The sequence below is a fragment of the Streptomyces sp. NPDC050211 genome (assembly GCF_040656035.1).
In the GTDB taxonomy this organism is placed as follows: domain Bacteria; phylum Actinomycetota; class Actinomycetes; order Streptomycetales; family Streptomycetaceae; genus Streptomyces.
The window spans coordinates 79,821-101,522 of the sequence record NZ_JBFALC010000028.1; the positions used below are offsets into that span (position 1 = coordinate 79,821).

Annotated in this window: 21 protein-coding genes; 9 read left to right on the forward strand and 12 right to left on the reverse strand. The window is 71.4% G+C overall.

Going from position 1 to position 21,702, the window contains the following annotated elements:
* Nucleotides 1–65 precede the first annotated feature (65 nt).
* Nucleotides 66–1,046, reverse strand: coding sequence for an NAD(P)H-quinone oxidoreductase (locus AB0I98_RS26070; protein WP_362945694.1), 981 nt, complete (start codon nt 1,044–1,046; stop codon nt 66–68).
* A 198-nt stretch (nt 1,047–1,244) separates the two neighbouring features.
* Here AB0I98_RS26070 and AB0I98_RS26075 point away from each other — a divergent pair, with 198 nt between their 5' ends.
* Nucleotides 1,245–2,246 (forward strand): ATP-binding cassette domain-containing protein, encoded by a 1,002-nt coding sequence (locus tag AB0I98_RS26075; protein ID WP_362945697.1) that lies wholly within the window; start codon nt 1,245–1,247, stop codon nt 2,244–2,246.
* Nucleotides 2,243–3,091, forward strand: a complete 849-nt coding sequence (locus AB0I98_RS26080; RefSeq protein WP_362945700.1) for an ABC transporter permease — start codon at nt 2,243–2,245, stop codon at nt 3,089–3,091. The genes AB0I98_RS26075 and AB0I98_RS26080 overlap by 4 nt, the downstream gene beginning before the upstream one ends.
* Nucleotides 3,092–3,109: 18 nt before the next feature.
* On the opposite strand, the gene AB0I98_RS26085 is transcribed toward AB0I98_RS26080, so the two are convergent.
* The 6 genes from AB0I98_RS26085 to pdhA all read right to left on the reverse strand — a co-directional run bounded on the left by AB0I98_RS26085 (nt 3,110) and on the right by pdhA (nt 10,443).
* Nucleotides 3,110–4,207 carry a potassium channel family protein gene (locus AB0I98_RS26085; RefSeq protein ID WP_362945703.1) on the reverse strand — a complete coding sequence of 366 codons (1,098 nt, stop codon included), beginning with the start codon at nt 4,205–4,207 and terminating at the stop codon, nt 3,110–3,112.
* Nucleotides 4,204–5,553, reverse strand: a complete 1,350-nt coding sequence (locus tag AB0I98_RS26090) for a molybdopterin molybdotransferase MoeA (RefSeq protein ID WP_362945705.1) — start codon at nt 5,551–5,553, stop codon at nt 4,204–4,206. Before AB0I98_RS26090 ends, AB0I98_RS26085 begins: the two co-directional genes overlap by 4 nt.
* Nucleotides 5,550–6,512, reverse strand: coding sequence for an NTP transferase domain-containing protein (locus AB0I98_RS26095; RefSeq protein ID WP_362945708.1), 963 nt, complete (start codon nt 6,510–6,512; stop codon nt 5,550–5,552). Before AB0I98_RS26095 ends, AB0I98_RS26090 begins: the two co-directional genes overlap by 4 nt.
* A 66-nt stretch (nt 6,513–6,578) precedes the next feature.
* Entirely contained in the window at nt 6,579–8,306 is a 1,728-nt protein-coding gene (locus AB0I98_RS26100; protein ID WP_362945710.1) for a dihydrolipoamide acetyltransferase family protein, read from the reverse strand.
* Nucleotides 8,306–9,310 carry an alpha-ketoacid dehydrogenase subunit beta gene (locus AB0I98_RS26105; protein ID WP_362945713.1) on the reverse strand — a complete coding sequence of 335 codons (1,005 nt, stop codon included), beginning with the start codon at nt 9,308–9,310 and terminating at the stop codon, nt 8,306–8,308. The genes AB0I98_RS26100 and AB0I98_RS26105 overlap by 1 nt, the downstream gene beginning before the upstream one ends.
* Entirely contained in the window at nt 9,307–10,443 is a 1,137-nt protein-coding gene (gene pdhA, locus AB0I98_RS26110; RefSeq protein WP_362945716.1) for a pyruvate dehydrogenase (acetyl-transferring) E1 component subunit alpha, read from the reverse strand. The genes AB0I98_RS26105 and pdhA overlap by 4 nt, the downstream gene beginning before the upstream one ends.
* Nucleotides 10,444–10,633: 190 nt before the next feature.
* Here pdhA and AB0I98_RS26115 point away from each other — a divergent pair, with 190 nt between their 5' ends.
* Nucleotides 10,634–11,116, forward strand: a complete 483-nt coding sequence (locus AB0I98_RS26115) for an Lrp/AsnC family transcriptional regulator (RefSeq protein ID WP_301987480.1) — start codon at nt 10,634–10,636, stop codon at nt 11,114–11,116.
* 13 nt (nt 11,117–11,129) lie between these two features.
* Here AB0I98_RS26115 and AB0I98_RS26120 read toward each other — a convergent pair whose 3' ends face one another.
* Together AB0I98_RS26120 and AB0I98_RS26125 are read right to left on the reverse strand one after the other, a co-directional pair.
* Complete coding sequence (locus tag AB0I98_RS26120) at nt 11,130–11,720, reverse strand: TetR/AcrR family transcriptional regulator (protein ID WP_210573340.1); 591 nt, start codon at nt 11,718–11,720, stop codon at nt 11,130–11,132.
* Complete coding sequence (locus AB0I98_RS26125) at nt 11,717–13,234, reverse strand: 3-hydroxyacyl-CoA dehydrogenase (protein WP_362945719.1); 1,518 nt, start codon at nt 13,232–13,234, stop codon at nt 11,717–11,719. Before AB0I98_RS26125 ends, AB0I98_RS26120 begins: the two co-directional genes overlap by 4 nt.
* 148 nt (nt 13,235–13,382) lie before the next feature.
* Between AB0I98_RS26125 and paaN the strand changes: the two genes are divergently transcribed.
* A complete protein-coding gene (gene paaN / locus AB0I98_RS26130) occupies nt 13,383–15,074 on the forward strand; it encodes a phenylacetic acid degradation protein PaaN (protein WP_362945722.1) in 1,692 nt (563 codons plus the stop codon).
* On the opposite strand, the gene AB0I98_RS26135 is transcribed toward paaN, so the two are convergent.
* The 3 genes from AB0I98_RS26135 to AB0I98_RS26145 are packed head-to-tail and all read right to left on the reverse strand — an operon-like array spanning nt 15,071 to nt 17,804.
* A complete protein-coding gene (locus AB0I98_RS26135; RefSeq protein ID WP_362945724.1) occupies nt 15,071–15,826 on the reverse strand; it encodes a TrmH family RNA methyltransferase in 756 nt (251 codons plus the stop codon). The two genes, paaN and AB0I98_RS26135, sit on opposite strands and share 4 nt — an antisense overlap.
* Nucleotides 15,823–17,058: an HTTM domain-containing protein gene (locus AB0I98_RS26140; protein WP_362945726.1), complete on the reverse strand. Its 1,236-nt coding sequence runs from the start codon at nt 17,056–17,058 to the stop codon at nt 15,823–15,825. The genes AB0I98_RS26135 and AB0I98_RS26140 overlap by 4 nt, the downstream gene beginning before the upstream one ends.
* Nucleotides 17,055–17,804 (reverse strand): DUF5819 family protein, encoded by a 750-nt coding sequence (locus tag AB0I98_RS26145; protein ID WP_362945728.1) that lies wholly within the window; start codon nt 17,802–17,804, stop codon nt 17,055–17,057. Before AB0I98_RS26145 ends, AB0I98_RS26140 begins: the two co-directional genes overlap by 4 nt.
* A gap of 239 nt (nt 17,805–18,043) precedes the next feature.
* Between AB0I98_RS26145 and paaA the strand changes: the two genes are divergently transcribed.
* From paaA to AB0I98_RS26170, 5 genes are read left to right on the forward strand one after another with little or no spacing between them, the layout of a single operon-like run.
* Nucleotides 18,044–19,072, forward strand: a complete 1,029-nt coding sequence (gene paaA / locus AB0I98_RS26150) for a 1,2-phenylacetyl-CoA epoxidase subunit PaaA (RefSeq protein ID WP_362945730.1) — start codon at nt 18,044–18,046, stop codon at nt 19,070–19,072.
* Complete coding sequence (gene paaB / locus AB0I98_RS26155; RefSeq protein WP_073944895.1) at nt 19,069–19,356, forward strand: 1,2-phenylacetyl-CoA epoxidase subunit PaaB; 288 nt, start codon at nt 19,069–19,071, stop codon at nt 19,354–19,356. The genes paaA and paaB overlap by 4 nt, the downstream gene beginning before the upstream one ends.
* A complete protein-coding gene (gene paaC / locus AB0I98_RS26160) occupies nt 19,353–20,072 on the forward strand; it encodes a 1,2-phenylacetyl-CoA epoxidase subunit PaaC (RefSeq protein WP_362945732.1) in 720 nt (239 codons plus the stop codon). Before paaB ends, paaC begins: the two co-directional genes overlap by 4 nt.
* Complete coding sequence (gene paaD, locus AB0I98_RS26165) at nt 20,066–20,581, forward strand: 1,2-phenylacetyl-CoA epoxidase subunit PaaD (RefSeq protein WP_362945734.1); 516 nt, start codon at nt 20,066–20,068, stop codon at nt 20,579–20,581. The genes paaC and paaD overlap by 7 nt, the downstream gene beginning before the upstream one ends.
* Nucleotides 20,581–21,639: a 2Fe-2S iron-sulfur cluster-binding protein gene (locus tag AB0I98_RS26170; RefSeq protein WP_362945737.1), complete on the forward strand. Its 1,059-nt coding sequence runs from the start codon at nt 20,581–20,583 to the stop codon at nt 21,637–21,639. The genes paaD and AB0I98_RS26170 overlap by 1 nt, the downstream gene beginning before the upstream one ends.
* The last annotated feature ends 63 nt before the right edge of the window (nt 21,640–21,702 follow it).

The following is a 21,702-nucleotide window of genomic DNA, read 5'->3' on the forward strand; positions in this document are numbered from 1 at the left end:
ACCACGAGCAGCACCTTTCCGACGTGGCCGGCTCGGCGAGGCTGAGCCTGCCCGGCGCACCCGGGCTACCGCACGACGAGCAGCACCTTTCCGACGTGGCCGCTCTCCTCGACCACCCGGTGGGCGGCGGCAGCGTCGCTCATCGGGAGCTCGCGGTCGACGACCGGGCGGATGTGGCCGGCGTCGAGCAGGGGCCAGACGTGTTCGCGTACGGCCGCGACGATCGCCGCCTTCTCGCTGAGCGGGCGGGCGCGCAGGGAGGTCGCGCTGATCGCGGCGCGCTTGCCCAGCAGTGCGCCGATGTTCAGCTCGCCCTTGATCCCGCCCTGCATGCCGATGATCGCGAGCCGGCCGTTGACGGCGAGAGCCTGGACGTTGCGGTCGAGATACTTGGCGCCCATGTTGTCGAGGATGACGTCCGCGCCCGCCCCGTCGGTGGCCTTCTTGACCTCCTCGACGAAGTCCTGCTCGCGGTAGTTGACCAGGATGTCCGCGCCCAGCTCGGCACAGCGCCGCAGCTTCTCCTCGGTGCCCGCGGTGACGGCGACCTTGGCGCCGACGGCCTTGGCGAGCTGGATCGCCATGGTGCCGATGCCGCTGGAGCCGCCGTGCACGAGGAGGGTCTCGCCGGGACGCAGGTGGGCGATCATGAAGACGTTCGACCAGACCGTGCACGTCACCTCGGGCAGTGCGGCGGCCCGCACCAGGTCGAGGCCCTGCGGCACGGGCAGCAGCTGGCCGGCCGGGACGGCGACCTTCTCGGCGTAGCCGCCGCCCGCGAGCAGCGCGCACACCTCGTCGCCGACCGCCCAGCCGGAGACGCCGGGGCCGACCGCGGTGATCCGCCCGGAGCATTCGAGGCCGGGGTAGGGGGAGGCGCCGGGCGGCGGGTTGTAGAAGCCCTGGCGTTGCAGGATGTCGGCCCGGTTGACCGCGCCGGCCGCCACGTCGACCAGCACCTCGCCCTCGCCGGGCACCGGATCGGGGACCTCGTTCCACACCAGCGCCTCGGGCCCACCAGGTTCGGGAATCGTGATCGCATACATGGGCAGGACGCTACTCCCCTCTTCCTCGGGCTCCGGTCCCCTGCCGCTACGTCCCTGGACCGGTCCGCCTACGTCTCTGGGCGGGTCCGCTTCGGTCCTTCGACTGGTCCGCCGGGAAATCCCTGTGCGGCACCGATGAGTTTGAGCGACGGTAAAGGTCTCACCCTGCGTAGCCCACGAACGCGGAAGGAAACCACCATGAGCCAGCAGACCTCAGGCCTGGCCATCGAGACCGCGGGCCTGGTGAAGACGTTCGGCGAGACCAGGGCCGTGGACGGCGTCGATCTCGCCGTCCCCGCCGGCACGGTCTACGGCGTCCTCGGTCCGAACGGCGCCGGAAAAACCACCACTGTGAAGATGCTCGCCACCCTCCTGCGGCCCGACGGCGGCCAGGCCCATGTCTTCGGGCACGATGTCGTGCACGAGGCCGACGAGGTGCGCGGCCGGGTCAGCCTCACCGGTCAGTACGCGTCCGTGGACGAGGACCTCACCGGCACCGAGAACCTGGTTCTGCTCGGCCGTCTCCTCGGGCACCACAAGAAGGCCGCCCGGGACCGGGCCGCACAGCTTCTGGAGGCCTTCGGGCTGACGGACGCGGCCGGAAAGCAGGTCAAGAACTACTCGGGCGGCATGCGGCGCCGTATCGACATCGCCGCGTCCATCCTGAACACGCCCGAGCTGCTGTTCCTCGACGAGCCGACGACCGGGCTCGACCCGCGCAGCCGCAACCAGGTCTGGGACATCATCCGCGCGGTGGTCGCCCAGGGCACGACCGTGCTGCTGACCACGCAGTATCTGGACGAGGCCGACCAGCTGGCGTCCCGGATCGCCGTGATCGACAGGGGCAAGGTGATCGCGGAGGGCACCAAGGGCGAGCTGAAGGCGTCCGTCGGCGCCGGATCCGTCCATCTGCGCCTGCGGGACGCGGCACAGCGCCCGCAGGCCGAGCAGGTGCTGCGGCTGGCTCTGGACGCGGACGTACAGCTGGAGCCCGATCCGGTGGCGCTGACCGCGCGCGTGGGCGGCGGTGCGGCCAACGGACAGGGCGCCGCCGAGCAGGCGGCCCGGGCACTCGCCGAGCTGGCCCGCGGCGGCGTCATCGTCGACAACTTCTCGCTGGGGCAGCCCAGCCTGGACGAGGTCTTCCTCGCCCTCACCGGACACGACACCCACGAGCCGAAGGACAAGGTGTCAGCATGAGCACCGCGACCACCCCCGAGACCAAGGAACTCGCCCCCGTCAGCGCCGAGTCGCTGGCCGCGCTGCTCGTCGCCGGCGAACGGCCGCCGAGGCCCAGCGCCCTGTCGGCCTCCCTCACCTTCGGCTGGCGGGCGATCCTCAAGATCAAGCACGTTCCCGAGCAGCTCTTCGACGTCACCGCGTTCCCGATCATGATGGTGCTGATGTACACGTACCTGTTCGGGGGCGCCCTGGCCGGGTCCCCGAAGGAGTACATCCAGTTCCTGCTGCCCGGCATCCTGGTGATGTCGGTCGTGATGATCACGATGTACACGGGCGTCTCGGTCAACACGGACATCGAGAAGGGCGTCTTCGACCGCTTCCGCTCACTGCCCATCTGGCGGCCGTCGACGATGGTCGGCTATCTGCTCGGCGACGCCCTGCGCTACACCATCGCGTCCATCGTGATGCTCACCGTCGGCATCATCCTCGGCTACCGGCCGGACGGCGGGGTCGGCGGTGTGATCGCCGGGATCGCCCTGCTGGTCGCCTTCTCGTTCGCGTTCTCGTGGATCTGGACGATGTTCGGGCTGATGCTGCGTTCCGAGAAGTCGGTGATGGGCGTCAGCATGATGGTGATCTTCCCGCTGACCTTCCTGTCCAATGTCTTCGTCGACCCGAGCACCATGCCGGGCTGGCTCCAGGCCTTCGTCAACAACAGCCCCATCACCCACCTTTCGTCGGCGGTGCGCGGCCTGATGGCGGGCGACTGGCCGACCGACGAGGTCGCCTGGTCGCTCGGCTGGGCGGGCCTGTTCCTGCTGGTCTTCGGACCGATCACGATGCGGCTGTACAACCGCAAGTGAGCCGTTTCGAAGGGCGCTTCAGTCCTGCGGCAGCGGGCGGACGTCGGGTGCGACATGCGTACCCGGCGTCGCCCGCACGATGGTGATCAGCCGGTCCGTCAACTCCAGCTTCCCGACGGCCGGATCGTCGTATCCGAGCACCCGATGCCCGCGTACGACACTCACCACCAGGTCCTCCGTCTGCCGTGGGCTCCTGCCCACTTCGGCCTTTATGACGGGCCGTTCGACGATGTCGAGCCCGCTGCCCTGCTGGATGAGGTCCTCCATCACCATGCCGGCGGCGGGGCTGAGCACGGACAGGCCGAGCAGCCGGCCGGCCGCGCTGGCGCTGGTGATCACCGCGTCGGCGCCGGACTGCTTCAGCAGCGGTGCGTTCTCCTCCTCCCGCACCGCGGCCACGATCTTGGCAGCACGGTTGAGCTGCCGGGCCGTCAAAGTGACAAGGACGGCCGTGTCATCGCGCTGCGTCGCGATGATGACCTTCCGCGCCTTGTGCACCTCGGCCCGCTTCAGCACATCGCTGCGCGTCGCATCGCCCACGATCCCCGCATACCCCTCGGCCGTCGCGGCGTCGATCGCCTTGGAACTGGGGTCGACCACGACGACCTGCTCCGCCTTGACCCCCGACGCACACACGGTCTGGATCGCCGAGCGCCCCTTCGTCCCGAATCCGACGACAACAGTGTGATCACGCAAGGCGGACCTCCAGCGGGTCAGGCGCCATTCGTCCCGGGTCCGTTCGGTGAGGACCTCGAGCGTGGTGCCGACCAGGATGATCAGGAACATCACGCGCAGCGGCGTGACGACGAAGATATTGGTGAGCCGGGCGGCATCGCTGACCGGGGTGATGTCGCCGTATCCGGTGGTGGAGAGGGTGACGGTCGCGTAGTACCAGGCGTCGAGGAAGTCGACCGAGCCGTCGGAGTTGTCGTTGTAGCCCTCGCGGTCGGCATAGACGAGCAGCGCGGTCACCACGAGGACCAGCAGGGCCAACGCCACCCGCTTGGCGACCTGCCGGAAGGGGTGCGTCACCACCTTCCGCGGGAGTTTCACCCGATGGGTTGTCAGATGTTCACCCGCCTCGCGGGCGATCACGTCATGGCCCGGTTGTTTCACGTGAAACACACCTCGATACCGGCGAAGGCCCAGGGCAGATCGAGCAGTTCGACCTCCTGTCCCGGCCGGGCACCGCCCGGTGGTACGACGGCCAGCGCGTCGGCCGCCGCGATGCCCCGCAGCATCGCCGGGCCGTTGTAGTGCAGCGGAACGGCACTGTCGACGCGCAGCGCCACGGGGATGAGCCGGGTGTCGTACGGATGCCCGTGGGCCGCGTCCTGGAGCGGCAACGCCAGCGGTTCGGGGGCCGGACGGGCGGCGAGGGTGCGCAGCAGCGGTTCGGCGAGCGTGAGCAGGCCGGAGACGGCGGCGAGGGGGTTGCCGGGCAGACCGACGAGGTGCTGGTTGTCCTTGATGCGGGCCAGCAGCATGGGGTGGCCGGGGCGCACCTCGACGCCGTTGACCAGCAGCTCCGCGCCGATACGGCTCAGGGTGGGGTGGACGTGGTCGACGGGGCCGGAGGCGGTGCCGCCGGTGGTGACGATGAGGTCGGCTTTGGAGGAGGTGATGGCCTTGCGCAGGGCCTTGGCGTCGTCGCCGAGCCGGCGCACCGCGATGACCTCGGCGCCGAGCGCCCGCAGCCAGGGCGGCAGCATCGGGCCGAGCGCGTCCCGGATCAGCCCGTCGTGCGGCAGGCCTTCGGTGAGCAACTCGTCGCCGAGGATCAGGACTTCGGCGCGGGGGCGGGGGACCGCGGTGACGGTGTCGTATCCGGCCGCCGCGGCGAGGCCGAGCACGGCCGGGGTCACCAAGGTGCCGACGGGGAGGAGTTGGTCGCCGGTACGGCATTCCTGGCCGCGTGGGCGGATGTCCTGGCCGTGGCCCACCTCGCGGGTCGCGTGGAGGCGGCCCTGGGTGTCCATGCGGCCGTGCTCGCTGCGGATGACGGCGGTGGTGTCCAGGGGGATGCGGGCACCGGTGGCGATCCGGACGGCCTCGCCGTCGGTGAGCGGTTCGGGCTCGGCGTGTCCGGCCAGCACGCCCTCGTCGCGTACGTCCCAGGGTCCCGGTCCGGCGACCGCCCAGCCGTCCATCGCGGAGGTGTCGAACGAGGGCAGGTCGGTGAGGGCGGTGAGGGGAGCGGCCAGGGTGAGGCCGAGGGCGGCGTCGAGGGTGACGGAGACGGGGGCGCGGCGGGCCCCCGAGCGGCCCGCGCGCTCGGCGATCACTCGTGCCTCAGCCCATGGCGTGGCCTGGTGGCGAGGGGCTGCCGAGGATGCCGGGGCACTCTGCGGGGCGGGCACGGCGTGGTCCTCCCGGTCGCTGTCTTCCTTCACGAGGGCCAGCACCTCCTCGACGTCGAAGTCCTCGGCGTCGTCGCCGGTCCGGACGGAGCGGGCGGTCATCCGGCGTCCGGGGTGCGGTCGGGCTGGGCGGCGTTCGGGGTGCTGCCGGGCTTGGCGGCGTCTTTCTTGGCGTCCTTCTCAGTGTCCTTCGCGGCATCTGGCTCGGCCTCTTCGGCCCAGCTCATCGCCAGCGCGACGGCCTTGCGGGCGGCCTCCGCGACGGCTTCGGGGCCTCCCCCGGCCTGCGCGGCCGCGTAGCCGACGAGGAAGGTGGTCAGCGGCGCCGCGGGCCTGGCCACTCCGTGTGCGGCGTCGCGCGCGAGGTCGAGCAGGACGCCGGTGTCGACGTCGAGGTCGAGGCCCAGCTCGTCCTTGACTGCGGAAATCCATTCATCCAACACGTGCCCATGCTCCCTGATGCGTGCCCTGGCAGTGGCGATGTCGTCCCAGGTGTCGCAGTCGAAGGACGCGACGGGGTCGGGGACGCGGGTGAGGTCGAGCCCGCCGGTCAGCCGGCGCAGGGGCAGACCGGTGAGGCCGCCGTGCTCCTGGGTGAGGGCGGCCAGCCCGCGACGCAGCGCCCGCGCCCGGTAGGCCGCCACCAGCGGCTGGTCGCGGCCGTCGGGGTCGGTCAGGACCGCGCCGTCGGCGGGACCGTCCCACAGCGTCGCGAGCAGCCGCCCGACGGTCCGCTCGTCGAGGAACGGCAGGTCGGCGGAGAGTACGACGACGTACGGGGCCGTGGTGTGCCGCAGCCCGGCGTCGAGCGCGGCGAGCGGTCCGCCGCCGGGCGGGTCCTCGCGGGCCCAGGTCACGGGCCGCGCGGTGGGCCGGGGATCGGCGACGACGACGGTGCTGCGAGCCCCGGCGCAGGCCGTCAGCACCCGGTCGAGCAGTGCCCGCCCGCCGACCCGCACCCCGGGTTTGTCCACGCCGCCGAGCCGGCGTGCGGCGCCGCCGGCGAGGACGACGGCGTCGTACGCGGCGCCGGGATCGCTGGAGGGCTCGTACGCGGTCACTCCCCGAGTATGCGTGCCGTCATGATCGGAGGGAACGGCCACGTGCCCTTTCACCACGTGCCCTTCTCACATGGTGCGCAGCAGCACCGCCGGCTGTTCCACGCAGTCCGCCACATGGCGCAGGAAGCCGCCGGCCGTGCCGCCGTCGCACACCCGGTGGTCGAAGGTCAGCGAGAGCTGGACGACCTGCCGCACCGCCAGCTCGCCCTGGTGCACCCAGGGCTTGGGGACGATACGGCCGACGCCGAGCATGGCCGCCTCGGGGTGGTTGATGATCGGCGTGGAGCCGTCGACCCCGAACACCCCGTAGTTGTTCAACGTGAAGGTCCCGCCCGTGAGTTCCGCGGGCGTCAGCGTCCCCGTCCGGGCCGCCTCGGTCAGCCGGGCGAACTCCGCGGTCAGCGACTCGGCGTCCCGCGCGTGTGCGTCCCGTACGACGGGCACGACGAGCCCACGCTCGGTCTGCGCGGCGAAGCCGAGGTGGACCTGGTCGAGCCGGACGACCTCCCTGGCCTCGACGTCGACCGTGGAGTTGAGCTCGGGGAACCGGGCGAGGGCGGCCGTGCAGATGCGTGCCAGCAGGGCGAGGAGGGAGATCTTCGTCCTTCCGGCGCCGTTCATCGCTTCGCGCGCCCGCATCAGCTCCGTCGCGTCGGCGTCCACCCAGCAGGTCGCGTCCGGTATCTCCCGCCGACTGCGCGACAGCTTGTCGGCGACTGCGCCCCGGATGCCCTTGAGGGGGATGCGAGTACCGCCGGGCGCGGAGGTGACCGGGCCCCCGGCGGGCGCGTGCGTCACACGGGCGACGAGGGATTCGGCGGGCGTGGGAGCGAGGGGGGCGAGCGGGGAGTCGGTGGGGGCGGACGGGGCGGCGGCTGTCGGGGCGGCCGAGGACAGTGCGGTCGCGGACGGCATGGAGGCACGCGGCGACGGCCGTGCGGACGACGCGGCGGCCGCCCGCAGCGCGTACTCCACGTCGGCCCGCAGGATCAGCCCGTCCGGTCCCGAGCCCGTCAACTCCCGCAGATCCAGCCCGTTCTCCCGGGCGAGCCGCCGCACCAGGGGCGAGATCACGGGGACGGGGCCGTCGGCCCGGTGGCCGTTGCCGGAATCAGGCGCGATGTCGGGGGCGGCATGGGCGATGTCGGGGGCGTCGGGCATCGGCGAAGCCGCGCCCGCAGCCGTACGAGCGGTCGGATCCATCGGACCCGTACCAGCGGTCGGAGCCGTCGGACCCGTACGCGTGGTCGGGTCCGTCGAAGTCGTACGACCGGACGGATCCGTCGAAGTCGTCCGAGCCGTCGGCCGTACCCTCCGGCGGCGGGCCGGAGCGGCACCGGTGCCGTAGCCCACGAGCACGTTGCCTGAGCCCTCGTGGGGGCGTGCAGCCGAGCCGCCGCGTGAGCCCTCGGAGCCCACAGGCGCCCGCTCGCCCGAGCCCAGCCCCGCGCCCTGACTCGTGCCGCCGCGCGTTCCGTCGCCGGAACCCACGCGCGCGTCCTCACGCGAGCCCTCGTCCGATACCGTGGCCGGATCGCCGGAGGCCGCCGCTCCCACGGCCACCGTCAACAGCGGCGCCCCCACGGGAAGTTCCGTGCCCTCCTCGCCGAAGCGGGCTGTGACGACGCCGCCGTACGGACAGGGCACCTCGACCATCGCCTTGGCCGTCTCGACCTCGACGACCGGCTGGTCGACGGTGACGACGTCGCCGACCTGGACCAGCCAGCGCACGATCTCCGCCTCGGTGAGCCCCTCGCCAAGGTCGGGGAGCTTGAACTCCAGCACCTGTGCCATCAGCTTTCGGCCTCCCATTGCAGACGCCCCACGGCGTCCAGGATCCGGTCCACGCCGGGCAGGTGGTGACGCTCCAGCATCGGCGGCGGGTAGGGGATGTCGAACCCGGCCACACGCAGCACCGGCGCTTCCAGGTAGTGGAAGCAACGCTCCGTGACACGGGCCGCGATCTCCCCGCCCGGGCCGCCGAACCCGCCCGACTCGTGCACGACCACCGCGCGCCCGGTCCGCCGCACCGAAGCGGAGACCGTCTCGTCGTCGAACGGCACCAGGGAGCGCAGGTCGACGACTTCGAGGTCCCAGCCCTCGGCCCGCGCGGCCTCGGCGGCTTCGAGGCAGACGGGTACGGACGGCCCGTACGTGATGAGCGTGGCGCTCCGGCCCGAGCGCCGTACCACCGCGCGGCCTATCGGTTCAACGGCCGTCGGCTCCTCGGGGTTCCAGGAATCCTTGGACCAGTACAGACGCTTGGGTTCGAGGACGACGACCGGGTCGTCGGAGGCGATGGCGGCGCGCAGCAGGCCGTAGGCGTCGGCGACGGTGGCGGGCGTGACGACATGGAGCCCCGGAGTCGCCATGTAGTACGCCTCGGAGGAGTCGCTGTGGTGCTCGACGCCGCCGATGCCTCCGCCGTAGGGGACCCGGATGGTGATCGGCAGCGGCATCGCACCGCGCGTGCGGTTGCGCATCCGGGACACATGGCTGATCAGCTGCTCGAAGGCGGGGTAGGCGAAGGCGTCGAACTGCATCTCCACGACCGGCCTGAGGCCGTACATCGCCATGCCGACCGCCGTGCCGAGGATGCCCGCCTCGGCCAGGGGCGTGTCCGTGCAGCGGTCCTCGCCGAACTCCTTGGCGAGCCCGTCGGTGACCCGGAAGACCCCGCCGAGGGTGCCGACGTCCTCGCCCATGACATGCACGGCCGGGTCGGCGGCCATGGCGTCGCGCAGCGCGCGCGTGAGGGCCTGCGCCATGGTGGCGGGTTTGAGGGCGACGGTGGTCATCGGTGCGTCCCTTCCCGTTCGGCCTCCAGCTCCGCCGCCAACTGCTCCCGCTGCTCGCGCAGTTGGGGTGTGGGCTCGGCGTACACGTGGGCGAACAGGTCCATCGGGTCGAGCGCTGGGTCCTGGTTCATGTGCTCACGCAGGTCGGCGGCGAGCCGCTCGGCGTCCTCGCGCGCGTGCCGGATGCCGTCCTCGTCGATCAGGCCCCGCTCGGTCAACTCCCGCTCCAGGAGGGCGATCGGGTCGTGTGCGCGCCAGGTCTCGACCTCGGTGTCGGCCCGGTAGCGCTTGTCGTCGTCGGCGTTCGTGTGGGCCTCGATGCGGTACGTCACCGCCTCGACCAGCGTCGGCCCGCCGCCCGCGCGCGCGTGCCGTACGGCGTCGCTGAGGACCTCGTGCACGGCGGCCGCGTCATTGCCGTCGACCAGGCGGCCGGGCATGCCGTAGCCGACGGCCTTGTGGGCCAGCGACGGGGCCGCGGTCTGCTTGGCGAGCGGGACGGAGATCGCGAAGCCGTTGTTCTGGACCAGGAAGACGACCGGGGCCTGCCATACGGCGGCGAAGTTGAGCGCCTCGTGGAAGTCGCCCTCGCTGGTGCCGCCGTCGCCGACCAGCGCGAGCGCGACCACGTCGTCGCCCTTGAGGCGGGCGGCATGCGCGAGGCCCACGGCGTGCGGGAGCTGGGTGGCGAGCGGGGTGCACAGGGGGGCGACGCGGTGCTCGTGCGGGTCGTAGCCGGTGTGCCAGTCACCGCGCAGAAGCGTCAGAGCCTGGACCGGGTCCACGCCACGGGCGACGGCGGCCAGCGTGTCGCGGTAGCTCGGGAAGAGCCAGTCGCGCTCCTCGAGGGCGAGCGCGGCGGCCACCTCGCAGGCCTCCTGGCCGGTGCTGGAGGGGTACACGGCGAGGCGGCCCTGCTTGGTGAGGGCGGTGGCCTGCGCGTTGTACCGGCGTCCGCGCACGAGATGGGCGTAGAGCCGGCGCAGCAGGGCCGGGTCGGCCTTCGCGGCGGCGTCCGTGCCGAGCACGCGGTACGGCTCCGCGTCGGGCAGCAGCGGCGCGGGGTCCATCCGGGGCTGCCAGGCGGGCGGCGGCGTCGGCCGGTATGCGCCCCGCTGCTCCATGACCGTCATCACGGCACCTCCTCGTGGGAGTGGCTTGGAGAGGCGCGTCGGATGTGATGCGCCTCACCTACCGATTGTTCGGTCGTCGGCACATTTTGGCTACAGGCACCTTCAGGCTGTGGACAAACGGTTCTCCACAGCCTGAGATGGACGCAGTACGTCCATGGTAGAGAGGCGGGGGGACATGGCACCTGAACAAATGGCCGAAGGCCCCGAGGGCAGCACACTGCCGCCCGCGCGGCCGCTGGACGCCATTGATCAGGACATCCTGCAGATGCTCCAGGCGGACGGCCGCGCGTCGATACGGTCGGTCGCCGAACGTGTCCACGTCTCACGCGCCAACGCCTACGCGCGCATCAACCGCCTCATCGAGGACGGCGTCATCCGCGGCTTCGGGGCCCGCGTGGACCATGAACGCGCGGGCCAGGGGACATCGGCGTACATCACCCTGAAGATCGTCCAGAACACCTGGCGCACGGTACGCGAGCAGCTCAAACAGCTCCCCGGGGCAGCCCATATCGCCCTGGTGGGCGGCGACTTCGACGTGCTGCTGCTGGTGCACACGTCCGACAACCGGGCCCTTCGGGAGCTGGTACTGACCCGCATCCAGGCGATCCCCGAGGTGCTCAGCACCCGCACACTGCTGGTGTTCGAGGAGGAGGACCTGGAGCCGCAGGCCTGACCCCGGGCGCCGCCTAGGAGGACTTGCGCAGTCCGCCGAACACCAACTGCGCGACCGCGTCGGCCACTTCGCGCTCGTTCATGCCGCGCCCGTCCGGCCGGTACCACTCGACGATCGAGTTGATCATCCCGAAGACCAGCCGGGTCGCCAGACGCACCTCCACATCACCGCGCACATCCCCGTCGGCGGCCGCCGCCTTCAACAGCTCGGCGACCCGGTGGTCGAAGTCGCGGCGCTGCTCCAGGGCCCACCGCTCGGTGTCCGTGTTGCCACGCACGCGCAGCAGCAGCGTCACATACGGCAGTTCGGCGATCAGCACCTCGACCATGCGCCGCACGACGTACTCCAGGCGCTCGGCGGCACGCCCCACGCGCGCGTGCTCCTCGTCGAGGATCCCGAAGAGCCCGTCCAGCGCCCGGCTCACCGCGCGGCGCAGCAGCTCCTCCTTGCCGGCGACATGGTGGTAGATCGACGACTTGGAGATGCCGGCCGCCTTGGAGAGGTGCTCCATGGAGGTGCCGTCGTAGCCGCGCTCGTTGAAGACCCGTACGGCGACGGTGAGCAGCGACTCCGGCGTGTACGTGTCCCGCTTCGCGGTGGTCATGACGTGCTGCCCTCCCGCTTGTCGGAGGCGTACGCATGGCGATAGAGCGCGAGCGAGGGCGCGTAACGTCCCGAGGGGTCGCGCATATGCAGGTCGTCGAGGAGGGCGTACGCCCAGTTGCGGCCGAGTCTGCGGCTCCATTCGAAGGGGCCCAGGGGGTAGTTCACGCCTAGGCGCATCGCGGTGTCGATGTCCTCCTCGGTGGCCACCCCCTTGGCGACGGCGTCGTGCGCCAGGTCGACGATCCGCGCGACCGTGCGGGCGACGATCATGCCGGGTACGTCGCCGATGACGCTGACGTCCTTGCCGAGCGCCTGGAAGAGGCCGATCGCCTCGGTGAGGGTCTGCGAGGTGGTGTCCTGGGAGGCGGACAGGGCGATACGGGTGGCCCTGCGGTAGTCGAGCGCGAGGTCGAAGTAGACGACGTCCCGGAACTCCACGGAGGTCTGGCCGTCGGCGAGCGCCAGCTGTCCGCCGCCCGGCAGCACCAGGCGGGTGCCGTGGTCCTCGTCCTCCTCGCGGACGGCGATGCCCGCCTCGCGTATCAGCGCGAGCAGTTCGGCGGCGGGGCCCAGGTCGCCCTCGGCGACGACGTACGCGGGTGGCTGGGCGCGTTCCGCGGTGTGCGGCTCGGCGGGCTCGGCGCCCTCCTGGTAGTCGTACCAGCCCTGTCCGGTCTTGCGGCCGAGCCGACCCGACTCGACCAGGCGCCGCTGGGCGAGCGAGGGCGTGAAGCGCACGTCCTGGAAGAAGGACTGCCACACGGAGTGCGTGACCGACTCGTTGACGTCCTGGCCGATGAGGTCGGTCAGCTCGAAGGCGCCCATCTTGAAGCCGCCGGACTCGCGCAGGATCGCGTCGATGGTGGCGGGGTCGGCGCCCTGGGCCTCGTAGACCGCGAAGGCCTCGGCGTAGAAGGGCCGTGCGATGCGGTTGACGATGAAGCCGGGGGTGTCGGCGCAGGCGACCGGGGTCTTGCCCCAGGCGCGCGCCGTCTCGTACGCGCGCGTGGCCATCGTGACGTCGGTGGCGTGTCCGGAGACGACCTCGACCAGCGGCAGCAGTGGTGCGGGGTTGAAGAAGTGCAGGCCGACGAGACGGCCGGGGTTGCCGAGCGCTCCGCCGATGGCCGTCACCGACAGGGACGAGGTGTTGGTGGCGAGCAGACAGTCCTCGCCGACGATGCCCTCCAGCTCGCGGAAAAGGTCCTGCTTGACGTCGAGCCGCTCCAGGACGGCCTCGACGACCAGGGCGCAGTCCGCGAGGTCGGTGAGGCTCTCGGCGGGCAGCAGACGCGCGCGTGCCGCGTCGCGGTCGGCGGCGGTGAGCCGGTCCTTCTCGACGAGCCGGTCGAGGCGGGCGCCGATCGCGGCGGACGCCTCCTGGGCCCGTCCGGGGACGGTGTCGTACAGCCGCACGGGATGGCCGGCGACCAGCGCGACCTGGGCGATGCCCTGGCCCATGGTGCCGGTGCCGACGACGGCCACGGGGCTACTGAGGTCGAGTGCTGTCATGTGCGCGATCCTCCCGCACGGGGTTTTCCACAGATGCGGCGGACCCCCTTGTCCCGACCGATCGTTCGGTTACTCTAACTCTGTCCGGCTGTTTCCGCCCAGGTCATGAGCTCAAAGAAGAGTTCTTGAGACGAGGAGTTGGTCCCATATGGCCGCCGAACTCACCGCGCACCAGCTGATCGCCGCTCACCGGCCCACCCTCGACCAGGCGCTGGAAGCGATCCGCACGCGCGCGTACTGGTCTCCGCACCCCGAGCACCCCAAGGCCTACGGCGAGCAGGGCAGTCTGGACGCGGCAGCCGGCAAGGCCGCCTTCGACGCCCTTCTGGGCACCCGCCTGGACCTCGGCCAGCCCGGCACGGACGACTTCACGGGCGGCGAGGTCTCGCCGTACGGCATCGAGCTGGGCGTGACCTACCCGCACGCGGACATCGACGTCCTGCTGCCCGCGATGAAGGCCGGTCAGCGCGCCTGGCGGGACGCCGGCGCGGAGATCCGGGCCGTGGTCTGCCTGGAGATCCTCAAGCGCATCAGCGACCGGACGCACGAGTTCGCACACGCGGTCATGCACACCTCCGGCCAGGCCTTCATGATGGCGTTCCAGGCGGGCGGCCCGCATGCGCAGGACCGTGGCCTGGAGGCGGTGGCGTACGCGTATGTGGAGCAGGTCCGCACCCCCGACACCGCGGAGTGGACCAAGCCCCAGGGCAAGCGCGACCCGCTCGCGCTCACCAAGCAGTTCACGCCGGTCCCGCGCGGGATCGCCCTGGTGATCGGCTGCAACACCTTCCCGACGTGGAACGGCTATCCGGGCCTGTTCGCCTCCCTGGCCACCGGAAACGCGGTCCTGGTCAAGCCCCACCCGCGCGCGGTGCTGCCGCTCGCGCTCACCGTGCAGGTCGCCCGCCAGGTGCTGGCCGAGGCGGGCTTCGACCCGAACCTGGTGGCGCTGGCCGCCGAGCGCCCGGACGAGGGCATCGCCAAGACCCTGGCAGTGCGCCCGGAGATCCGGATCATCGACTACACCGGTTCGACGGCCTTCGGTGACTGGCTGGAGGCCAACGCCCGCCAGGCGCAGGTCTACACGGAGAAGGCGGGCGTCAACACGGTGCTCGTGGAGTCGACCGGCGACTACAAGGGGATGCTGTCCAACCTGGCCTTCTCGCTGTCCCTGTACAGCGGCCAGATGTGCACCACCCCGCAGAACCTGCTCATCCCGCGCGACGGCATCCGCACCGAGGAGGGCCCCCGGACCTTCGACGAGGTCGTCGCCGACCTCGCCCGCGCGGTCGACGGCCTGCTCGGCGACGACGCCCGCGCCAACGCGCTGCTCGGCGCGATCGTCAATCCGGATGTGAAGGCTCGCGTGGACGCGGCGGCGGGCCTCGGCGAAGTCGCCCTCGCCTCACGGGAGATCAGCAACCCGGAGTTCCCGGACGCGGTCGTCCGGACGCCGGTGATCGTGAAGCTGGACGGAGCCAAGCCGGACGCCGAGGCCGCGTACATGAGCGAGTGCTTCGGGCCCGTCTCCTTCGCTGTCGCCGTCGACTCGGCCGCGGACGGGGCGGAGTTGCTGCGGCGGACGATCCGCGAGAAGGGCGCGATGACCGTCGGTGCGTACACCACCGACGAGGAGGTCGAGCAGGCGATCGTCGAGGTCTGCCTGGAGGAGTCGGCGCAGTTGTCGCTGAACCTCACGGGTGGCGTGTATGTGAACCAGACGGCCGCGTTCTCCGACTTCCATGGGTCGGGGGGCAACCCGGCGGCGAACGCTGCACTGTGTGACGGGGCGTTCGTGGCGAACCGGTTCAGGGTTGTTGAGGTGCGGCGGGAGGCCTAAAGGGGCGCTTCCGTGGCCGTGCTCCAGTGGTACAGCGTCATTCCCACGCTCGTCGCCAGGTTGTAGCTGGATACCTGCGGGCGCATCGGCAGGGACAGCAAATGGTCGGTCCGCGCGCGTAGGTCGGCCGACAGGCCGCTGCGCTCCGAGCCGAAGGCGAGGACGGCGTCGTCGGGGAGCTTCACGCCCCGGATGTCGTCGCCCTCGGGGTCCAGGGCGAACAGCGGCCCGGACGGGAGTTCGTCGACGGTCAGCCGCTCCACGGCGGTCGCGAAGTGCAGGCCCGCTCCGCCGCGTACGACCGTGGGGTGCCACGGGTCGAGGGTGCCGGTGGTGACCACTCCGGTCGCGCCGAAACCGGCGGCCAGACGGATGACGGCGCCCACGTTGCCGAGGTTGCGCGGGTTGTCGAGGACGACGACGGGTGCGATGCGGGGAGAGTGCGCCAGCTTCTCGAGGTTGGCGGCACGGGGCGGTCGTACGGCCAGGGCCGCCACCGCGGTCGGATGCGGGCGCGGCACGAGGGACCTGTACGTCGGCTCCGGGACCTGCGTGAGCAGCGCGTCCAGGGTGTCTCGTACGTCCGGAGCCAACTCGTCGGCGAGGGCGAGCGTGGCTGCCCGGTCGACGGCCACCGCGACCGGGACAGCGGCTTTGAAACGCACCGCGTGCTTGAGGGCGTGGAAGCCGTCGAGCAGGACGGAGGCGTCGGCGAGCCGGTGCCAGGACGTCACGGGATCGGCGGCGGTCATGCCGTGAAGCCTACGTGCGTGTGCTCGGGGTTCTCCGGGTTGTCCGGGGCTGACGCGTCCCCGGTCCGCTGGCCCGGCACCTTGGGGCCGTCCTTGCCCGGGAACACGCGTGCACGCGCGCGTGCGGCCCAGTCGCCCAGCCGGCGCAGGAACGAGGTCGGCAGGAAGACCGCGTCCGCCGCGATCATCGCCAGGGAGAAGAAGGGCAGCCCGAGGACGACGGCGATCACGGCGTGCTCGGTGATCATCGCGGCGAGCAGGACGTTCTTGACGCGTCGATGGAACAGCGTGAACGGGAAGGCGACCTGGACGGCCACAGTTCCGTAGGTCACGAGCATCACCGCCGTGCCGCTGGCCGACAGCAGATCGGCGAGGACGGGCCAGGGTGAGAAGTAGTCGAGGTGCAGGGGGTAGTAGACGGCGGTGCCGTCCTGCCAGCGGGAGCCCTGGATCTTGTACCAGCCGGCCGTCGCGTAGATCAGACAGGCCTCGGCCATGATCACGAGCAGGGCGCCGTTGTGGACGATGTTGCCGACCACATCGAGCAGGATCCGCGGCTCATCGCTCCTGGTCAGGCGCCCGACGACCCACCACACCCCCAGGGCCACCCACACCCCCCAGATGATCACCGGCACGGTCAGGTCGCCGTCGAGCTTGCCCGCCGCGGTCACCGCGACCAGCACCAGCCCGAGCACCCCCCACAGGGCGGGCCCCACCCGGTCCACCACGCGCTCTCCACGCGCGCGTGCCGCACGCACGCGCCGTTCCCGGCGCTCGTCCAGCGACCACACTTGGCCGCAGCGCGTGAAGACGAGGTACAGGCACATCAGGTGCAGGACGTTGTCGCCGCCGTCGCCCATGAAGATGCTGCGGTTCTGCAGCGAGAGCACGCCGACCATGAAGAGCACGGACATGGTGCGGGTGCGCCAGCCCAGCAGGAGCAGGACGCTCGTGAGGACGGCGAGCGCGTACACGGCCTCGAACCAGAGCTGGCCGTCCGACCACATCAGGGCCGTGAAGGCGCCGTTCGTCGAGATCAGCTGCTCGGCGAGGACGAATTCCCAGGGGCCGTCGGGGCCGTACAGCTCCTGGCGGTGGGGCAGCTCCCGCAGCAGGAAGAGCAGCCAGGTCGCACTGAACCCGATACGGATCACGGCGGTCTGGTACGGGCCGAGGGCGGCCCCGGTGACACGGGCGATGCCCCCCGAGACGGCCTGCGCGTAGCGGTTCACCGGGCGCCTCCCGCGAGGTCGCCGGCCGAGACCGACCACCAGGGCAGCACCCGGAACACCGGCTGGTCGGAGACCTGCTCCGTGCTCCACTCGGGCGGGCGGACGTTGGTGGTGCGGGAGCGCAGCTGCACCCGCTCGATCGTCTCGCCCCGCCCGGCCGCGTCGTCGCGGTCGAGGCGCAGCAGCACGATCCGGCGCAGATAGGTCTCCGAGAGGGCGCCGCGCAGGCCCGACGGGCGGTTGTCGGCGTCGTGGGTGGCGAGGAAGAAGTCCCACGCACGACGCAGTTCGTTCTGCTGGGTGTGGCTCGGCAGCAGATTGCCGTCGATGGCCCGGCCGTCCTGCGCGGACAGGTCGTACCAGCCGGTGGTTTCCCTGCCGCCGTCCGGCCTGCCGATCTGGGCGCGGACCTGGACGGCGATGTTCTGCTGCAGCGGGTTGGGCGCGAAGAGCTTCCAGTTCTGCTCGAACTCGGGATAGATCCAGTCATCTATTGCGCGGCCGTGCTGTTTGGTGACCGTGTTCGACGGGGCGACGTGCAGGAAGACCATGCCGATGTGGACACAGACGCCGACCGCGACACAGGCGAGCGCGAGCGCGACGCCGATCTGGTAGCGAAGGGAGAGCGCGGCGACAGCGGTGCGGGGGCCGGCGGCCGGTTCATCGGACGCCTCGCGCCCGTCCGGCTCGACCACCCCGCCCGCCCCTTCCGGGACGTTCGAGCCACCGTCGTACGCGTCGTCCATTCCGCCCCGTTCCCGATTCCGATTCCGCTCAGTCTTCCGGCCGCTTGGACGGGAACGGTACTCAGCCCCACGCGCCCGGCACACCCCTATCGGCCCGTCCGCCGGTTGTCCACAGGCGATCCCGGCAGGTTATCCACAGCGGTTGACACCTTACGGCGGCCGTCACACCATGGAATCGCACGAACCGAACGATCGGTCGGGAGCAAGGTCCAGGCAGAGCCCAAGGTCGAGGGGGCCCCATGGCGACAGCAGCCGCGCAGCAGACGGCCGGCACACAGGCGTACGGCGCAGGAGACGACACCGTCGACACGGCGGCGTACGAGCGCGCCTTCGATGCCGCGGTGGCCGCCGACGAGCGCATCGAGCCGCGCGACTGGATGCCGGACGCCTATCGCGCGACGCTGGTGCGGCAGATCGCCCAGCATGCGCACTCCGAGATCATCGGCATGCAGCCCGAGGCGAACTGGATCACGCGCGCGCCGTCCCTGCGCCGCAAGGCCATCCTGATGGCCAAGGTCCAGGACGAGGCGGGGCACGGCCTGTATCTCTACAGCGCGGCCGAGACCCTCGGCACCGGCCGCGACGAGCTGCTGGACAAGCTCCACACCGGCCGTCAGAAGTACTCCTCGATCTTCAACTACCCGACCCTGACCTGGGCGGACGTCGGCGCGATCGGCTGGCTGGTGGACGGCGCCGCGATCATCAACCAGGTCCCCCTGTGCCGCTGCTCGTACGGCCCGTACGCCCGCGCGATGGTCCGCATCTGCAAGGAGGAGTCCTTCCACCAGCGCCAGGGGTACGAGCTGCTCCTCGCCCTCAGCCGCGGCACGCCGGAGCAGCACGCGATGGCGCAGGACGCGGTGGACCGCTGGTGGTGGCCGTCCCTGATGATGTTCGGCCCGCCCGACGACGAGTCCGCGCACTCTGCGCAGTCGATGGCGTGGAAGATCAAGCGCCATTCGAACGACGAGCTGCGCCAGCGCTTCGTCGACATCTGCGTCCCCCAGGCCGAGTCCCTGGGCCTGACGCTCCCCGACCCGGACCTGAGGTGGAACGAGGAGCGGGGGCACCACGACTTCGGCCCGATCGACTGGTCGGAGTTCTGGGCCGTCCTCAAGGGCAACGGCCCGTGCAACGAACAGCGCATCACCCAGCGCAGGCAGGCGCACGACGAAGGCGCATGGGTCCGGGAGGCTGCCGCGGCGTACGCGGCCAAGCACACGGCCCCTGCCCCGCGCACCCATGAGACGGGAGCGGCACACGCATGACGAACACCGACTGGCCCCTGTGGGAGGTCTTCGTACGCTCCCGCCGCGGCCTCTCGCACACCCACGCCGGCAGCCTGCACGCGCCGGACGCGGAGCTCGCCCTGCGCAACGCGCGCGATCTGTACACCCGGCGCGGCGAGGGCGTCTCGATCTGGGTCGTGCCGTCGTCCGCGATCACGGCGTCCTCACCGGACGAGAAGGACCCGTTCTTCGAGCCGGCCGCCGACAAGCCGTACCGGCACCCGACGTTCTACGAGATCCCGGAAGGGGTGAAGCACCTGTGACCGTCGCCGTTCCCACCACGGCCGCGCTCGCCCTCGGCGACGACGCGCTGGTGCTCTCCCACCGCCTGGGCGAGTGGGCGGGCCACGCGCCCGTGCTCGAGGAAGAGGTCGCCCTCGCCAATATCGCCCTGGACCTGCTGGGCCAGGCCCGGGTGCTGCTGTCGATGGTCGGCGACGAGGACGAGCTGGCCTATCTGCGCGAAGAGCGCGCCTTCCGCAACCTCCAACTGGTCGAGCAGCCGAACGGCGACTTCGCCCACACCATCGTCCGCCAGCTGTACTTCTCCACCTACCAGCACCTGCTCTACGCCCGCCTCGCCACCGCGGGCGGCCCCTTCGCGCCGCTCGCCGCGAAGGCCGTCAAGGAGGTCGCCTACCACCGCGACCACGCCGAGCAGTGGACCCTGCGGCTCGGCGACGGCACCGAGGTCAGCCATGAGCGGACGCAGCACGCGTGCGAGGCGCTGTGGCGGTTCACCGGCGAGATGTTCCGGCCGGTCGAGGGCCTGGATGTGGACGCGGACGAGTTGCAGGCCGCCTGGCTGAAGTCCGTGTCAAACATCCTCGACCGCGCCACCCTGACCGTCCCGGAAGGGCCGCGGTCCGGTGCGTGGACCGCCGGGGCGGGCCGTCAGGGCCTGCACACCGAGCCTTTCGGGCGGATGCTCGCCGAGATGCAGCATCTGCACCGCAGCCACCCGGGGGCGTCATGGTGACCCTCACCGCCCTGGAGGCGGAACTCCTCGAGATCGCCGGTGCGGTGCCCGATCCCGAGCTGCCCGTGCTCACTCTCCAGGAGCTGGGCGTCCTGCGCGCGGTGCACGTCCGCGGCACGGACTCGGTCGAGGTCGAGCTGACCCCGACGTACACCGGCTGCCCGGCGATCGAGGCGATGTCCCTGGACATAGAGCGGGCGCTGCACGAGCACGGCATAGGGCAGGTGTCGGTCCGTACGGTGCTCTCGCCCGCCTGGTCGACGGACGACATCTCGGCCGAAGGGCGCCGCAAGCTGCGGGAGTTCGGCATCGCACCACCGCGGGTGCGGGAGGCGTCCGAGCCGGTGCTGATCGAGCTGGGCCCGACCCGCACCACCGATCCCGTTCTCTGCCCGCACTGCGGATCGGCGGACACCGAGCTGCTCAGCCGGTTCTCCTCCACCGCGTGCAAGGCGCTGCGGCGGTGTCTGTCCTGCCGTGAACCGTTCGACCACTTCAAGGAGTTGTGATGGCCCGCTTCCACACGCTCCCGGTGGCCGCCGTCGACCGGCTCACCGACGACTCCGTGGCCCTCACCCTCACCGTGCCCCCGGAGCTGCGGGAGGAGTACCGCTACGCCCCGGGCCAGCATCTCGCGCTGCGCCGCAAGGTCGACGGTACGGAGATACGGCGCACCTACTCGATCTGCTCCCCGACGCCCGGCCCCGAGGGCCCACGGACCCTGCGGGTGGGGGTGCGGCTGGTGGAGGGCGGGGCCTTCTCGACGTACGCGCTCAAGGAGATCGACGTCGGTGACGAGCTGGAGGTGATGACCCCGGCCGGCCGTTTCACGCTGGAGCCCGCGCCCGGTCTGTATGCCGCGATCGTCGGCGGCAGTGGCATCACCCCGGTGCTGTCGATCGTCTCGACGCTGCTGGCGCGTGAGCCCGCGGCCCGGTTCTGCCTGATCCGCAGCGACCGTACGTCCGCCTCGACGATGTTCCTGGAGGAGGTCGCCGACCTGAAGGACCGCTACCCCGAGCGGCTGCAGCTGGTGACGGTGCTCTCCCGGGAGGAACAGCAGGCGGGTCTGCCGTCCGGGCGGCTCGACCAGGACCGGCTCACCGGGCTGCTGCCTGCGCTGCTGCCGGTGGAAGACGTGGCGGGCTGGTTCCTGTGCGGGCCGTTCGGGCTGGTGCAGGGGGCCGAGCGGGCCCTGCGCGGACTCGGAGTGGCGCGGACCCGTATCCACGAGGAGATCTTCCACGTGGACCCCTTGACCACCCTCGCGACTGCGGTCCCGGCCCCCGCCCACAGCGCCGTGACGGCACGGCTCGACGGCCGCGGCGGAACGTGGCCCGTCCAGGACGGCGAGTCCCTGCTGGAGACGGTCCTGCGCAACCGGCCCGACGCGCCCTACGCCTGCAAGGGAGGGGTGTGCGGGACATGCCGGGCCTTCCTGGTCTCCGGCGAGGTGCGGATGGACCGCAACTTCGCGCTGGAGCCGGAGGAGACGGAGGCGGGGTATGTGCTGGCGTGCCAGTCGCATCCGGTGACGGAGAAGGTGGAGCTGGACTTCGACCGCTGAGCGCTCCGCCGGCTGTGTCGGGCGCTGCCCGGCCGTTCCTTCGTCAGGGCCGTCACCCATCAC

What these genes read in the sequence shown, in the direction of transcription:
- AB0I98_RS26100 (WP_362945710.1), bottom strand. Translation starts at nt 8,306, where the DNA reads ATGGCACAGGTGCTGGAGTTCAAGCTCCCCGACCTTGGCGAGGGGCTC.
- AB0I98_RS26080 (WP_362945700.1), top strand. Translation starts at nt 2,243, where the DNA reads ATGAGCACCGCGACCACCCCCGAGACCAAGGAACTCGCCCCCGTCAGC.
- AB0I98_RS26070 (WP_362945694.1), bottom strand. Translation starts at nt 1,046, where the DNA reads ATGTATGCGATCACGATTCCCGAACCTGGTGGGCCCGAGGCGCTGGTG.
- paaN (WP_362945722.1), top strand. Translation starts at nt 13,383, where the DNA reads ATGGCCGCCGAACTCACCGCGCACCAGCTGATCGCCGCTCACCGGCCC.
- AB0I98_RS26170 (WP_362945737.1), top strand. Translation starts at nt 20,581, where the DNA reads ATGGCCCGCTTCCACACGCTCCCGGTGGCCGCCGTCGACCGGCTCACC.
- AB0I98_RS26090 (WP_362945705.1), bottom strand. Translation starts at nt 5,553, where the DNA reads ATGACCGCCCGCTCCGTCCGGACCGGCGACGACGCCGAGGACTTCGAC.
- AB0I98_RS26145 (WP_362945728.1), bottom strand. Translation starts at nt 17,804, where the DNA reads ATGGACGACGCGTACGACGGTGGCTCGAACGTCCCGGAAGGGGCGGGC.
- pdhA (WP_362945716.1), bottom strand. Translation starts at nt 10,443, where the DNA reads ATGACGGTCATGGAGCAGCGGGGCGCATACCGGCCGACGCCGCCGCCC.
- AB0I98_RS26120 (WP_210573340.1), bottom strand. Translation starts at nt 11,720, where the DNA reads ATGACCACCGCGAAGCGGGACACGTACACGCCGGAGTCGCTGCTCACC.
- paaB (WP_073944895.1), top strand. Translation starts at nt 19,069, where the DNA reads ATGACGAACACCGACTGGCCCCTGTGGGAGGTCTTCGTACGCTCCCGC.
- paaA (WP_362945730.1), top strand. Translation starts at nt 18,044, where the DNA reads ATGGCGACAGCAGCCGCGCAGCAGACGGCCGGCACACAGGCGTACGGC.
- AB0I98_RS26115 (WP_301987480.1), top strand. Translation starts at nt 10,634, where the DNA reads ATGGCCGAAGGCCCCGAGGGCAGCACACTGCCGCCCGCGCGGCCGCTG.
- paaD (WP_362945734.1), top strand. Translation starts at nt 20,066, where the DNA reads ATGGTGACCCTCACCGCCCTGGAGGCGGAACTCCTCGAGATCGCCGGT.
- AB0I98_RS26135 (WP_362945724.1), bottom strand. Translation starts at nt 15,826, where the DNA reads ATGACCGCCGCCGATCCCGTGACGTCCTGGCACCGGCTCGCCGACGCC.
- AB0I98_RS26125 (WP_362945719.1), bottom strand. Translation starts at nt 13,234, where the DNA reads ATGACAGCACTCGACCTCAGTAGCCCCGTGGCCGTCGTCGGCACCGGC.
- AB0I98_RS26105 (WP_362945713.1), bottom strand. Translation starts at nt 9,310, where the DNA reads ATGACCACCGTCGCCCTCAAACCCGCCACCATGGCGCAGGCCCTCACG.
- AB0I98_RS26075 (WP_362945697.1), top strand. Translation starts at nt 1,245, where the DNA reads ATGAGCCAGCAGACCTCAGGCCTGGCCATCGAGACCGCGGGCCTGGTG.